We start from the raw sequence: 13,651 nt of genomic DNA, 5'->3' as shown, positions 1-13,651 counted from the left end.
GAGAATCGCTGTGAATGTGCTGCTTAAAAAGTCCTGGTTTTCTGTGGCCAGCAACGTGTTCAATACGACTCCCACCAGCCCGAGGGTGTATCCGGTAACAAAGATCTTTATTTCAAAATGGATGGCCGAAAAGACCGCCAGGAATAGCAGGACGAGCAAAAATCCCCCATTGCCTCCGAACATTCCGATATAAAAGTAATGATGAATGAAGATTGCCGCAAAAGCAGCATAAGGGAACAAGGACTCCTTCTTAAGCCATAGCTGGAATATCAGGAAAAACAGTACAAAAAATGTTAATTCGCTTACATAAACCATCGTTTTCAAAATCGGTTCTTTTTCAATGAGGGTGTATGCAGATGTCGCAATCAAGGATACCGAATAAGTGCTGAGCATCAAGATGTTTTTCTTTCTCGTATCCTGCCTGCGGAGATTTTGAATAGCCTCCACGTAAAATCCTCCTTAGATGTTCTTAGTTCTTACTTATACTATATCGGCATAAGAAATCTGAATCTTTATTGTTCATGAAAAATTATTTTTACGGGCCATCACTTAAGATTTTTTAAAATATGTCGAAATAAAAAGAGATATTTATGACTGTTGGAAGACCTAAAGACAGAAATAGAAGTAAAGCAGACAGGGGAGTCGTACATGGATAAGTCGTCGATCATTGGTGTCATATTAGCGATCATTGCGGTAGGAGTCGGGATGGTGTTCAAAGGGGTTAGTCCGAGTGCCCTTGCCAATCCGGCAGCGATCTTAATTATATTGGTGGGTACTGTTGCAGCGGTGACAATTGCCTTTCCTGCAAAAGAACTGAAGAAAGTCCCCAAGCTTTTCAAGATTTTATTCAAGGAACAGGAAAGTGCGGATTTACCTTCATTGATCCGTTTATTTTCTGAATGGGCCCAGCTAGCCCGAAAAGAAGGCTTGCTTGCACTTGAAGCGAAAACAAGTGAAATCGATGATGAGTTTCTAAAGAATGGGCTTTCGCTTGCGGTAGATGGCCAGAGCGCTGATTATATCAGGGACGTTTTAACAGAAGAAGTTGAAGCGATGGAAGAACGCCACCTCTCAGGAGCGGCCATTTTCACCCAGGCTGGAACATATGCTCCGACATTGGGAGTTCTTGGTGCAGTAGTGGGTTTGATTGCGGCGCTGAGCCATATGGACAATACCGATGAGCTTGGCAGAGCGATCAGTGCTGCTTTCGTGGCGACACTATTGGGGATTTTCACTGGTTACGTTCTATGGCATCCATTCGCCAATAAACTGAAGCGTAAATCAAAACAGGAAGCACAAGTGAAATACATGATGATTGAGGGAATTCTTTCAATCCTTGAAGGTGAAGCACCAAGGGTAATTGAGCAGAAGCTTGCCTCCTATCTGCCAGCTGGCGAACGGAAAATGATCCTCGAAGAAAGCAGCGTGGCGAAGGATGAGTAGGAAAAGGAAGAAGAAGCATCATGAGGAGCATATGGATGAGTCCTGGCTGATCCCGTATGCCGATCTGCTCACTCTCCTGCTCGCATTGTTCATTGTTCTATTTGCGATGAGCTCGGTCGATGCCACTAAGTTCCAGCAGCTGTCGAAGGCCTTCAATGATGTTTTTGCCGGGGGTACTGGAGTATTCGAATTCCAGAGTCCAATGCCGGAAGGCCAAATGGAATCGCCTGACGTACGCAAGGAAGATGTCGAAAAGAATGACCAGGATGATATCGCCAAGGATCAAATGGAGCTTCTGGCCATCCAGCAGAAGGTCAACTCTTATATAAAAGAGAAAAGGCTGACAGATAAATTGGATACGAAGCTGACGGACGAGGGACTGCTGCTGACAATCCGTGACAATGTCCTGTTTGAATCAGGACGGGCGGATGTCCGTACGTCAGATATGAATATTGCAAATGAAATTGCGAACTTGCTGGTAATGGAGCCGCCGCGGAACATCATAATCAGCGGCCACACTGACAATGTGCCAATCAGGACCGCCAGATATGAATCAAACTGGGAACTCAGCGTCATGCGTGCCGTCGAATTCATGAAGATCATCTTGAAAAATGAACAACTTGACCCGCGCTGGTTCAGCGCCAAGGGTTTCGGTGAATTCCAGCCAGTGGCTGCGAATGATACCGTCGAAGGCAAAGCAAGGAACAGACGGGTAGAAATTTTAATCCTACCAAGGACAAGCAATAATCCGGGACAATAAGATCAGGAACCGCTGCCATGTTATTTGGCGGCGGTTTTTATTTTACAAAAGGTATTTTCATAAATTTGGTTATTTGCTATGATTTAGGAATCTGAAATTACGAGGTAAACCAAAAATGAATAAACTTAAAAACTATTACCGGCAATTCCATCCGATTGTATGGGTTCTGCTAAGCGGGACTGTTCTTGCAAGGGGTTCAGCGTTTGCGACGCTTCCTTTCCTGGCCATTTACTTATCCAGGAATCTTGATTTGCATCCAGTATTAATAGGGATCACGATTGGGATTAGCCCATTATCAGGCGTGGTCGGCGGTTTCCTGGGCGGACATTTATCTGACCGATTTGGACGCAAGCCAGTCATGATCGGTTCATTGTTTTCGATGTCGCTCGTCTATTTCGGCTTTATGATCGCCGAGACCCCGGGATGGTTCATTATTCTTAATGCGCTGAATGGTTTAAGCGGGTCATTTTTCGAACCAACCGGCCAGGCGCTGATTGCCGATCTGACTGAAAAAAGCAAGCGAATGAGAGCGTTCTCTCTAAGGTATACGGCGATCAATATCGGAGCTTCGGTTGGCCCGTTGCTCGGTGCCTATCTCGCGGTGGTTTCAGCAAAATCGGCTTTCATGGTAACAGGGATCATGTATTTCATATATGTACTGATTCTGGCACTGATGATGAAGAAATACAATTTGGGGAATCCAGCAAGTCAAACAGTCTCTAAAGTAACGATCGCCAGCTCCCTGAAAATAATTAGCAAAGATAAGGCATTAAGGTACTTGATTTTAGGAACAATCGTCATTAATTTTGGATATTCCCAAATGGAATCAAATGTCCCGCAGTATCTTGAATCAACAATTGCTAATGGAGTTTTCGTATATTCAGTGATGTTGTCCATCAATGCTGTCATGGTCGTCTTGCTGCAGATGCCGATCAGCCACTTTGCAGAAAGGTTCAAAACGATGCAGGTCATGATGGCCGGTGCAGTCTTCCTGTCAGCGGGCATGCTGGCATTCGGGTTTGTAACAGGTTGGTATACAGGCATATTGGCGATTGTCTTCATCACAATAGGGGAAATCTTGATCTTCCCCTCAAGCAGTTATCTTGTCGATCAGCTTGCAACAGATGAACTTCGGGGAACCTATTTCGGGGCAGCGCAGTTCCGGAGAATCGGCCATTTCCTCGGTCCGATTGCGGGAGGTTATTTATTGAATGAAGCAGGAGGAACGGTTTTATTCTCGTTCATCGCCCTTGCAGTGCTCGGAAGTATCATCTTTTTCATTCAGGGGAACAAGATATTCGTAAAAACAGCAGCAACAGTCGTTAAGGGATGATAAAAAAGCAAGATTCCACAAGGAATCTTGCTTTTTTTTGTGCAGATTAGCCTGAATATAAGGCATTATTGCCTCGAAAATTACGTTGAAAGGGTGGCTTTTTTAACGGGGAATTTTTTTATAGCAAAAAATTAATTTATATAGCTGAAAATTCTTTTTTATAGCGACTTTTTCATTTATATAGCGAGAAATTCTTTTTTATAGCGAAATGGTAATTACATTCTTAAATACCATCTTTCTGTTAAAAAAAGCCGCCATCATTACTCGGCTTCCTGTTCCGGTGTATCCGGCTGGCACATTTTATCGATACAGACACCGATCACGAGCATCATCGCAATCGGAATGGAGAAGTTTAAAATATGAACAATTGTCATGTCCAAGTCCTCCCTTAACCTTAATAAGGTTTACATATTAATAACATTATATTTTATTTGTCACAAAATAGACACAAATACTTTTAATTATTCTGAAAACTTAAAAATTTTAACGAATTAACCCCTATTTTCACAGTAATTCACATCATTAACTTCAACGATTCCCAACAAATATTTCAAGGTTTCATCACATTTATTTGCTAGTTTTAAAAAGAGAATAAAGCCGGGAGGAGGCAGCTGTATGCGGAAGCTGAAAAAGCCATTTGCAATCTTTATCTTTTTGCTTCTTTTACTCGTCCCTGTTAATGCCTTTGCCGATGAGTTCAAAGTGGAGAGCGGCCAATCGATCCAGAGTGCCGTCGAAGGTGCCGAAAATGGAGATACCATCTTTGTCTCTTCTGGATTATTTAAAGAAAATGTGATGATCACAAAGGAAATCTCCATAAAAGGAGAAGAAGGAACCGTAATTGATGGCGGTGGAAAAGGGAATGTCATTATGGTCACAGTTTCAAATGTGGTCCTTGAGGGACTCACGATCCAGAATAGCGGTACTGGTCAGGAAGACAGCGGGATCTACATTAAAAAAGCCCATTATAATGTGATCAAGAACAATACATTGAAAAATGTCCAGAATGGAATTTATATAGCGAACAGCAATGAAAACAAGCTGCATGGAAATAGGATTGCAAGCAATGAATCTCATTTCTCTAAGCGCGGGAACGGAATCCATATGTTTAAGGGTGGAGGCCATTTACTGATAGAGAATGAGATTTCCAATGTTCGGGATGGAATTTATTTTGATTTTACGAAAGGCATCAAGGTGCAAAGGAATCACATCAAGGACTCACGCTATGGCATGCATTTCATGTTCAGTGAAGGCATACTGGCAGAAAGAAACCATGTAGAAAAAAATGTGACCGGCCTCATGGTAATGGATTCGGTCAGCATTGATTTTATTGAAAACAAGGTAACCGACCACTTTCACTTCCGCGGCTATGGAATCCTGATTTATGAAACAGAAGATATCCTCGTTGAGGGGAATGAAATACTTCGGAACAGCACAGGACTGTCCCTGGAATATGGGGTCGATACCTTGATCAGCAGGAATCAGATTGCTGCCAATCAAGTTGGCCTTGAATTCATGGGCAAGAATGAAAATAACACGTTTTCCGAAAACAATTTTATCGGAAATGTCGTCCAATCAAAGATTTCTGGGGAGGATATGAGGCTCGATGATGGAGTGAAGGGAAATTACTGGGATGATTACAGCAGTTTTGACCTTTCAGGTGATGGTGTGGGAGAAGAAGCATACAAGGCAGGTTCACTGTACGATCGCCTTTTGCGCAAACAGCCTTACTGGCAATTCTTTTTTGAAAGCCCATCGATCAAGCTGTGGACCAAGGCGGAAGCTTTGTTTCCTTCATTTGGGTCAGCAGATGTGTATGATGCCCGCCCGCTGGTCGAACCGGTTACCATGCTTCAGGAAATCGAACAGTACAGCAAAGACCGGATGATTCCCGGAATTATAGGCATACTGTTTATTTTGTTCTCGATATTTGTCATTGCGAAAGGAAGGAAACTGCGATGATCAAAAAGCTTGGAGTTTTTTTGATAATGTCGGCAGCGGTAGTATCGGGCTGCAATAACAGCAAGATGGAGCCGGAGGAAATCAACCCGGAAATCGATGTATGTGAGGTGTGCAACATGGGTCTTGCCCATGAGCACTTTGCCGCCGAGGTCGTCACTGCTGATGGTGAAGTGTATAAATTTGATGATATAGGATGTATGGATGAATTCATGGAGATGGAGGAACATCTCAAGGAAGAAAATGCTGCAAAACAATATGTGCGTGATGTGGACACAGGGGAATGGGTCGAGCTGGAAAAAGCCTTCCATGCGTACCACCCTGATTTCTGGACACCAATGGCAAATGGCGTTGTCAGTTTCAAGGATCAACAGAGCGCTGAAAAATATATTAAGGAACAGGGAATGGGCGAAGTGCTGGATTATGAGTCATTAAAGAAACATGAGTGGAGCTGGGAGCAATGAGGCACATCGCGAGGCAGCAAATGACCTTGATGATGAGAAGCCATTGGCTTGTCGGCTTTGGCTTATTGTTCTCATCCCTGGCGGTAATGGTCGCTTTCCTTGGGAACATCGGCGGAACTGGGTTTGATGGTTTTAACAGGATGACAGCAAGCTTGCTGAATATCAACTTCCTGCTGATTCCCTTGCTGTCTTTGCTGATCGGCAGCCTGTTCCTGTCAGGCGAAAAGGAAGACCGGGGGCTAATGCTGCTGCTGACATACCCGATTTCGCCGTGGGCAGTTATCCTGGGGAAGTATGCAGGATTATTCGTTTCCGTCTGGTCTGTTTTGACGTTTGGGTATGGTGCAGCCTTGCTCGTTATCTTCTTCGCCGGCGGGGGAGTCTCTGTTTCCTTGCTGATATTATTTTATCTGTATTCGATCCTGTTGGCGTCTACCTTCCTGTCGCTGGCAATGATGATTGGCATAATCGCCAAAACACGATTCCAGGCACTGGGGATAAGCCTGATTGTCTGGGCTTTCCTTGTGCTTTTCTATGAATTTATCATCATGGGATTAAGCATGTTCTTGATGAAGCAATGGCTGCTGCCAATGCTTACTGTTTCCATCTTTCTGAATCCGGTGGAGCTAATCCGCGTCCAGTCAATTTTGTCGCTGGAGGGAGCATCAGTATTCGGCCCGCGCTTATATGATTTAACAATCTGGGCAGATGGATGGATCGGGAAAACGTTATTTGTACTTGCCGTTTTGCTCTGGACGGTACTGCCTGTCCTATACACAGTGTACAGGACGAAACGGGGGGTTAGTGATGAATAGCAGCGAATGGATGCGGATTGAAGGACTGGCAAAACATTACAGTGAGACGAAAAAGATTACCGACATTGACTTGACCATCAATAAGCCTGAAATCTTTGCATTATGCGGCGGAAACGGCGCAGGTAAGAGTACGTTGATCAAAATGCTTACAGGGATGATGAAACCGACTGCCGGAAAAATTCTGTTGGACGGTAAGGTAATCGACCCGCAAAAACAAGGATTCAAAAAACTGTTTTCTTATATGCCGGATGAAATGCTCTTTCCTCGACAGCTGACAGGTTTGGAGGTTTTGACCTTTTTTGCTAGGTTAAGAGGAATAAGTGATGAAAAAGTAATGGAAGCTCTTAAGCAGGTTGGGTTATTTGAAGTAAAGAATATGCAGATTAAACAATACTCTAAAGGAATGCAGCAACGTCTTTCACTGGCGCAGGTGCTATTGCCGGATGTCCCTCTTCGGATCCTCGACGAACCAACCAATGGGCTAGATCCATTGTGGGTGTTCCGCTTCAAGGAAATTATCCTGGAAGAGAAAAAACAGGGCAGGACGATTCTTTTTACTACCCACATCCTTAGTCTCGTTGAGGAATTGGCAGACCGGGCTGCGTTCATGCAGGAGGGGCAGCTTCAGTATTGTGATTCAGTAAAATCACTTATAGAAAATAACGGTGTCTATACACCGCTTGAAAAAGTCTTCTTTCATTAATTCTTGTTTGTTTCCAGAGCTTGAATGAGAAAACGATCTTGCATGCAATGCGAAAACTCCCGATGCTGATTTCTGCACCGGGAGTTTTTTAAAAAATGCTTTTTGGGGCCTTTTTTGATTCCACTATTTTAATGGGCACTTTCCTCTTCGCTTTCACCATCCATATCATTGTCCTTATCCTGATCCATGCTATCGCCATTCATTTTCATTTTTTTCATATAGCGTTCGTTTGCGATTTGGTCGATTTGCTCCCATGTTGCCATTGAGGGATTCTTGTCGCCGTTTTCTGAAATGAATTTTTCGGCACTTTCATTGTCATTGAAGAAAGCATAGCCGTATTTCATAGGTGTTTTCAGGTCTGCTTTTACAGGAATTGCGGAATTTGCTTCGATCCATTCTGACGTAATATAGTCACGTACCCACTTTTCTTCAAATTCTACATCATCACGCCGTGTGATATTCAACAGACATCCGGAGTCATCAAAGAAAACATACTTTCCGTCTTTCGTTTTGGCCTGAGCTGTGAAAACACCCATTGGGTCAGCTTCCTGATATACTTTCATATTGCAGAAAGCACAAACATCATCGGCACCGGGTTCATGGGGGCCATCTGCATGACCATCATCCTCGTGTTTCACTTCTGTTGCGGCAGTCTCCTGACCGTCTTTCTGCTCGTTTTCAGCTGCTTCTTCTCCGCAGGCAGAAACAATTATCATTAAAAAGAATGCTATCATGACAGCAAATAATTTCTTCATTAAATTCTCCTCCTTTGATCGAATTTAATCCTATCAAGGAGTTGTGATTAAAATACGAAAAATCAATGGGGAAAACGTGAGAAGCTCACTGTTTTTATGAATATTTTGTGACAGGTTTTCCAACCTCGTATATGGTATGCCAGATTGCAGTTCCTGAACAACTTATTAGGCACTTTATAAGTTCAAAAAGGAATTCACATCCTGGTGTGTTCGTTAAGCATAAATGAACGTGAAAATACATGGTCTAAAGAGCGAGCTGGCACTGTAATTTATATAAAAGCTTTACTGTTTATCCTGTTTATTCATGCTTTTAAACTTCATGAAATCCAGATAGTAAGCAAAATCTTCCTTGCTGATTCCATTTTTTATCGCTTCATCAACGAGCCCAGCCCATTCCTCATCAACAGGCATCATTTGCTGTCCCATCAAATACTCAACGGTTGTATCCAGATGGTCTGCCAGTCTGGAAAGCACCTGTAGAGAGGGGTTTCCCTGGATCCCCCTTTCGATATAACTGAGATAGGATTTGGAAACATTCGCTTTTTCTGAGAGCTCGCTAATAGAATACTTTTTTTCAAGCCTTAAGCTTTTAATTTTCTCGCCAATCGCCATAGGGGAATCTCCTTTTAATTCATCTATTAATTCATTATAACGAACAGAATAGTTCTTTTAAAAATACAAGAAACTGAGATAAACGGAGTATTTTCTTAAAAAAGAACGATTTTTGTTCTTTTTTGAGAAAATTAGCCATATTTTAGACTTTTTCAAGATTGGTACAAATGAACTATACTTCAATGGAATAATGCAGCAAGGCACTTTAAAAAGGGGGCTGGATGGCCGTGTACAGAAAAAATTGTGATCGATGCAATCGTCCTTCGTTTAGCAGCAGCGAGGTTGGGGAGTGGCTCTGCCCGATTTGCGGAAATGATTTAACGAGATATCCGTTCTTTAATGCCATCAGTCTTGAAAAAGTGGCCATGTTATCAGACTGGAAAAAGCAAAAGTATAAAAAAACTACCCATCCATAAGTTTATGGGGGTAAATGAATAAAAAGAGTACAACAATTAAGGATGTTATTTGACAAAAAACTTTATTTAAATGATTGTAATTTTTAGATAAATGACCGTTATAGCTGTGATTTTGTAATTGTTTGGAAGAAAAAAGAAAAAAACCTTCAAATGCTGGCGACAAATAATTACATGTTAAATATATAGAACAAGGTACAATGACATTGGGAGTTCAGAAGTGAGTAAAAAGGTACAGAAAAAGGCAAACTTGTTGAAAAACTAGGACGCAAAGTCACGGGTCTAAGGTGCAATCGACTATGATGGCCGGACTGCCTGGAATACTAACTGTATTTTGGGGGGAAGAACTTGATTAAAGAGCAGGTAGTTTTCGAAGAACTGGATACAGAATGGATGCAGCTAATATTAACAGCATTAGAAATGGGAATTAACAAAGAAGAAATCAGGGAATTTTTAACGAAGACGAAAAATAGCTAAGTGGTTTATACATAGAGAATAAAAGTGCGATCGAGCAGCTCTTATGGAGGTGCTTTTTATTTTTTTCGTAATGGCTGTTTTTTTTATATTGATTGCTGCTTTTCGAACATATACTGGAATCCGAGTTTATTAAGGTATCGGGGCTCTTTTCGAGGAGAATTCTAAAGGACAGCCATGAAGGCTGTCCTTGAATTATTTATTATGGAGTCTCCATTTATTGAATTCCAGAAACTCACGGAATTGATCCTTCGTGATTCCAGAATCCATTGCCTCTTTTACAAGATTGACCCAGTCTGAATCCATGTTCTCTTTATCGGGTTGTTCATGAATGAGATGGTCCACAGGTACATTCAGTACTCCAGCTATTTTTTCTAAAAATTGTATTGAAGGATTTGTTTGGAGATTTCGCTCTAGGGAACTCAAATATGATTTTGCCACGCCAGCTTGCTCTGCCAATTCGGATAGGGACATTCTTTTTTCTTGTCGAAGTTTTTTGACGCGTTCACCAATCAATGTTATCCACACACCTTATCAATTTATATTTACATCATAACAAATCTGATAAAATAGTTCCATATTGAGAACAACTTATAGAACAATTATAACCAAACATCAAGTCTTCCTGGTCTACTTTTAATAAAAAACATGTTGGGAAAAAACTCGTTGCTTTTATATCGGCCATTGCAGTGCTCAGTTATACATCATTTTAGGGATAATTAATTAAAATCCAAACACAGTTGTCCGCTGTATTCAAACGGGCCTAAAAAAGGTAAAATGGTAGCAATAAGACAAGATACGGGTGATGTGTTATGCAGAAAAAATATTTATTGATCTATGAAGAAATTTCAAAACAGATTCAGGAAGGTGTTTATCCTCCTAAAACGATTTTGCCTTCTGAAAACGAATTTGCGGATATGTATCAAACTTCCAGGGAAACCATCCGCAAAGCGCTGAATCTGCTAGCTCAAAATGGATTCATCCAAAAAATCCGCGGCAAAGGTTCACTGGTGCTGGACTTGAAACGACATCAGTTTCCGATAACCGGATTGATCAGTTTCAAAGAACTGGCGGAGAACATGGGCGGAAAAGCGAAAACGACTGTGGAAGAGTTCACTCTCGAGCTGGCGGGCCGGGAAATTGCCCGGGAATTGAATGTAGCGGATGATGAAAAGGTTTGGAAGGTAAAAAGAGTCCGGCATATTGATGAAGAACGAGTGATTCTCGATAAGGATTATCTCGTAGAAAGGCATGTGCCAGGACTGTCACGCGAGAAATGCGAAAACTCAATATTTGAGTACATTGAAGGTCAGCTTGAGAAAAAAATCAGCTTTGCGAAGAAAGAATTCACGGTGGAGGAACCCAGCGAGGAGGACCGGGAGCTTCTTGATATGGAAGGATTCCATGCAATCGTCATCGTGAAAAACTATATTTATTTTGATGATGCCACCCTGTTCCAATATACAGAGTCAAGGCACCGTCCCGACAAGTTCCGGTTCGTTGATTTTGCCAGACGGATGGATACGCAGACTCTATGAATAAAAAGAAGCTGCCATTGATGATGCCGGGTGAACCAGGCAATCAAATGGCAGCTTTTTATTTATTCAGTAAGGAACTGGATACTTCACTTAAAGACGTGCTCTTCTCCAGCTCCTGACTTCTCCAGTCGGAAAGGTACTTTTCTGATTAATGCTTCGGGTACTTCCCGACAAGGTGGATGGCGCTGATGATTCTTTTATTGATCCAGGCTCTGTTTTCCTGGGTATTTAGCTGTTCGTAGACCATCTTCCGGCCGTCTTCTGTAGTGACATAGTGACTTGGAAGAGTATTCAGGCTGATGGCGATAATATCATTCCGGCACTTCTGACAATTGCAAAAAGTCTGGTAATCCGGGCTCATCATCAGCACATTAACAAGAGTCGAAACGACCTCTTCCATTACATTGACATAACTAAATTTCATGGTGTCTCTCTCCCTATTGATGTCCTAAGTTAAATTATAGTTGAATGACGCAAATATAAAATCTTTTTTTTATCTTTGTTATAAGATAGGTCTAATTACACTTCGTTATACAAAATAATGGAAGTTCAGCTGGATGTTTCATAGTCGTAGGACAGGGAATTTTAGATAGTGGAGAATTTTTTAAAAGGAGATGTTGAAACTATGGGTAAAAAAATTGCCTGTGTAATAACAGACTTATTTGAAGATGTAGAATATCTCGAGCCTTCACGTGCTTTTACCGAAGCAGGGCATGAAGTTATAACAATTGAAAAGGAAAAAGGGAAGACCGTAACAGGGAAGCAAGGAAAAGCCGAGGTCAAGATTGATGAGAGCATCGACAACGTCAAGCCCGAAGATTTCGATGCCTTATTCATTCCGGGCGGCTTCTCACCAGACCAGCTGCGTGAAGATGACCGATTCGTGCAATTCGCCAAGTACTTCATGGACGAGAAGAAGCCAGTCTTCGCGATTTGCCACGGACCACAGCTGCTGCTGACAGCTAAAACACTCGAAGGCAGAGGCGCGACAGGCTACAAGTCCATCCGCGTCGACATGGAATATGCCGGAGCAAAATACATGGACAAAGAAGTCGTAGTCTGCTGCAATCAGCTCGTGACAAGCAGGGAGCCGAAGGATATCCCGGCGTTCAACCGTGAAGCACTTAAGGTTCTGGGATAATATTGGTAGAGAACCCTTTTGCCTCGGCAGAAGGGTTTTTTATTGTGTGTGGAAACTGGAAAAAAACCTGTGGAATTTCCAATTCGCTATAAAAATGAAAAACTCGCTATAAAACCGAAAAACTCGCTATAAAAACGAGAAAGTCGCTATAAAAACGAGAAAGTCGCTATAAAAATGATAAAGTCGCTATAAAAATGATAAAGTCGCTATAAAAGTGAAGTTTACGCTATAAAAAAATATTGCAGAGATTTGTTTTTAGGATGTTACGCCAAGTCACATGATCCAATCCAGTAAACTAATGCTATTTTCATTTTTACCCTTCGGTGAACTGGTTCATTTTGCGAAATTTTACGTATAAGATAATATAAAGGATGAAATAAATCAGGGAGATGACGGAATGATTGTTTTAAAATCGGCACGTGAGATTGAAAATATGAAGGCAGCGGGCAAGCTGCTCGCTTCCGTGCATAAAGAATTGCGCAAACTTATCAAGCCGGGGGTAACCACTTGGGAAATCGACCAGTTTGTTGAGGATTACTTGAAAAAGCATGGAGCCACTCCTCAGCAGAAGGGCTACCGTAATTATCAATATGCAACGTGTGCCAGCATCAATGATGAGGTTTGCCATGGCTTTCCTCGGAGAGAGGCGTTGAATGATGGCGATATCGTCACAATCGATATGGTCGTCAACTTGAATGGCGCCCTCGCCGATTCAGCCTGGAGCTATGCAGTCGGCAATATCAGCGAACAATCGCAAAGGCTGCTGGAGGTAACAAAAGAGGCATTATATCGCGGTATTGCTGCATCCGTACCAGGCAATCGGGTCGGCGATATCGGCCATGCGATCCAGTCATATGTGGAGGGTGAAGGCTTTTCTGTTGTGCGCGAGTTCATCGGCCACGGCATTGGCTCTGTTATTCATGAAAAGCCTGATATTCCCCACTATGGCCTGCCAGGCAAGGGGCCGAGGCTCAAGGAAGGCATGGTGTTCACTATCGAGCCGATGGTCAATGTCGGTGAGTGGAAAACAAAGATGGACGATAATGGCTGGACAGCAAGAACAGTGGACGGAAAGCTGTCTGCCCAGTATGAGCATACCATTGCGATCATGAGGGACGGTCCTGTCATTCTGACGGAACAGGATTAAAAATGCTTCGCGCTAAACCGTTAGTTTGGTCCGGTCATTTTAACAGAACAAGATTAACTAATTCATCGGGCTAAACCAAAGTTTGGCCCGATCA

At 42.4% G+C, this 13,651-nt stretch carries 17 protein-coding genes and 1 riboswitch; of the genes, 13 read left to right on the top strand and 4 right to left on the bottom strand.

Features of this window, described 5'->3' with window-relative positions; genetic code table 11:
• Positions 1–648: 648 nt before the first annotated feature.
• The 7 genes from motA to J7E37_RS07155 all read left to right on the top strand — a co-directional run bounded on the left by motA (position 649) and on the right by J7E37_RS07155 (position 7,477).
• Positions 649–1,443, top strand: coding sequence for a flagellar motor stator protein MotA (gene motA, locus J7E37_RS07185; protein WP_214780339.1), 795 nt, complete (start codon positions 649–651; stop codon positions 1,441–1,443).
• Positions 1,436–2,203: a flagellar motor protein MotB gene (motB, locus tag J7E37_RS07180; RefSeq protein ID WP_215023258.1), complete on the top strand. Its 768-nt coding sequence runs from the start codon at positions 1,436–1,438 to the stop codon at positions 2,201–2,203. The genes motA and motB overlap by 8 nt, the downstream gene beginning before the upstream one ends.
• A 115-nt stretch (positions 2,204–2,318) precedes the next feature.
• Positions 2,319–3,536 (top strand): MDR family MFS transporter, encoded by a 1,218-nt coding sequence (locus J7E37_RS07175; protein ID WP_215023257.1) that lies wholly within the window; start codon positions 2,319–2,321, stop codon positions 3,534–3,536.
• A 615-nt stretch (positions 3,537–4,151) separates the two neighbouring features.
• Positions 4,152–5,498 (top strand): nitrous oxide reductase family maturation protein NosD, encoded by a 1,347-nt coding sequence (nosD, locus tag J7E37_RS07170; protein WP_215023256.1) that lies wholly within the window; start codon positions 4,152–4,154, stop codon positions 5,496–5,498.
• Positions 5,495–5,959: a nitrous oxide reductase accessory protein NosL gene (locus J7E37_RS07165; protein ID WP_214780347.1), complete on the top strand. Its 465-nt coding sequence runs from the start codon at positions 5,495–5,497 to the stop codon at positions 5,957–5,959. The genes nosD and J7E37_RS07165 overlap by 4 nt, the downstream gene beginning before the upstream one ends.
• Positions 5,956–6,774 carry an ABC transporter permease gene (locus tag J7E37_RS07160; protein ID WP_215023255.1) on the top strand — a complete coding sequence of 273 codons (819 nt, stop codon included), beginning with the start codon at positions 5,956–5,958 and terminating at the stop codon, positions 6,772–6,774. Before J7E37_RS07165 ends, J7E37_RS07160 begins: the two co-directional genes overlap by 4 nt.
• Complete coding sequence (locus J7E37_RS07155) at positions 6,767–7,477, top strand: ABC transporter ATP-binding protein (protein WP_215023254.1); 711 nt, start codon at positions 6,767–6,769, stop codon at positions 7,475–7,477. The genes J7E37_RS07160 and J7E37_RS07155 overlap by 8 nt, the downstream gene beginning before the upstream one ends.
• A gap of 128 nt (positions 7,478–7,605) precedes the next feature.
• Here the strand turns inward: J7E37_RS07155 and J7E37_RS07150 are convergent, their stop codons facing one another.
• On the bottom strand, positions 7,606–8,232 hold the full coding sequence (locus tag J7E37_RS07150) for a nitrous oxide reductase accessory protein NosL (protein WP_215023253.1): 627 nt from the start codon (positions 8,230–8,232) through the stop codon (positions 7,606–7,608).
• A gap of 282 nt (positions 8,233–8,514) precedes the next feature.
• Positions 8,515–8,844 (bottom strand): helix-turn-helix domain-containing protein, encoded by a 330-nt coding sequence (locus J7E37_RS07145; protein ID WP_215023252.1) that lies wholly within the window; start codon positions 8,842–8,844, stop codon positions 8,515–8,517.
• 221 nt (positions 8,845–9,065) lie between these two features.
• On the opposite strand from J7E37_RS07145, the gene J7E37_RS07140 reads away from it, so the two are divergent.
• Entirely contained in the window at positions 9,066–9,260 is a 195-nt protein-coding gene (locus tag J7E37_RS07140; protein WP_215023251.1) for a hypothetical protein, read from the top strand.
• A 230-nt stretch (positions 9,261–9,490) separates the two neighbouring features.
• Positions 9,491–9,576, top strand: a riboswitch (cyclic di-GMP riboswitch).
• Between the two features lie 29 nt (positions 9,577–9,605).
• A complete protein-coding gene (locus J7E37_RS07135; protein WP_215023250.1) occupies positions 9,606–9,734 on the top strand; it encodes an anti-repressor SinI family protein in 129 nt (42 codons plus the stop codon).
• Between the two features lie 192 nt (positions 9,735–9,926).
• On the opposite strand, the gene J7E37_RS07130 is transcribed toward J7E37_RS07135, so the two are convergent.
• On the bottom strand, positions 9,927–10,247 hold the full coding sequence (locus tag J7E37_RS07130; RefSeq protein ID WP_023625726.1) for a helix-turn-helix domain-containing protein: 321 nt from the start codon (positions 10,245–10,247) through the stop codon (positions 9,927–9,929).
• A gap of 296 nt (positions 10,248–10,543) precedes the next feature.
• Here J7E37_RS07130 and treR point away from each other — a divergent pair, with 296 nt between their 5' ends.
• Both treR and J7E37_RS22215 read left to right on the top strand, forming a co-directional pair.
• A complete protein-coding gene (gene treR / locus J7E37_RS07125; RefSeq protein ID WP_215023249.1) occupies positions 10,544–11,269 on the top strand; it encodes a trehalose operon repressor in 726 nt (241 codons plus the stop codon).
• Positions 11,266–11,388 carry a hypothetical protein gene (locus J7E37_RS22215; RefSeq protein WP_285290298.1) on the top strand — a complete coding sequence of 41 codons (123 nt, stop codon included), beginning with the start codon at positions 11,266–11,268 and terminating at the stop codon, positions 11,386–11,388. Before treR ends, J7E37_RS22215 begins: the two co-directional genes overlap by 4 nt.
• Before the next feature lie 29 nt (positions 11,389–11,417).
• Here the strand turns inward: J7E37_RS22215 and J7E37_RS07120 are convergent, their stop codons facing one another.
• Positions 11,418–11,693 (bottom strand): late competence development ComFB family protein, encoded by a 276-nt coding sequence (locus J7E37_RS07120; RefSeq protein ID WP_226677898.1) that lies wholly within the window; start codon positions 11,691–11,693, stop codon positions 11,418–11,420.
• Positions 11,694–11,894: 201 nt separating this feature from the next.
• Between J7E37_RS07120 and J7E37_RS07115 the strand changes: the two genes are divergently transcribed.
• Both J7E37_RS07115 and map read left to right on the top strand, forming a co-directional pair.
• The gene (locus J7E37_RS07115) at positions 11,895–12,410 is read left to right on the top strand and encodes a type 1 glutamine amidotransferase domain-containing protein (protein WP_215023248.1); all 516 of its coding nucleotides are present in this window, start codon (positions 11,895–11,897) and stop codon (positions 12,408–12,410) included.
• 397 nt (positions 12,411–12,807) lie between these two features.
• The gene (map, locus tag J7E37_RS07110; RefSeq protein WP_215023247.1) at positions 12,808–13,557 is read left to right on the top strand and encodes a type I methionyl aminopeptidase; all 750 of its coding nucleotides are present in this window, start codon (positions 12,808–12,810) and stop codon (positions 13,555–13,557) included.
• The last annotated feature ends 94 nt before the right edge of the window (positions 13,558–13,651 follow it).

Origin of the sequence: Bacillus sp. ISL-39 (genome assembly GCF_018613295.1) — a bacterium.
Taxonomy (GTDB): Bacteria; Bacillota; Bacilli; order Bacillales; family Cytobacillaceae; genus Mesobacillus.
Note: the sequence above shows the minus strand (reverse complement) of the source record. Positions and strands in the feature narration are given on the sequence as shown.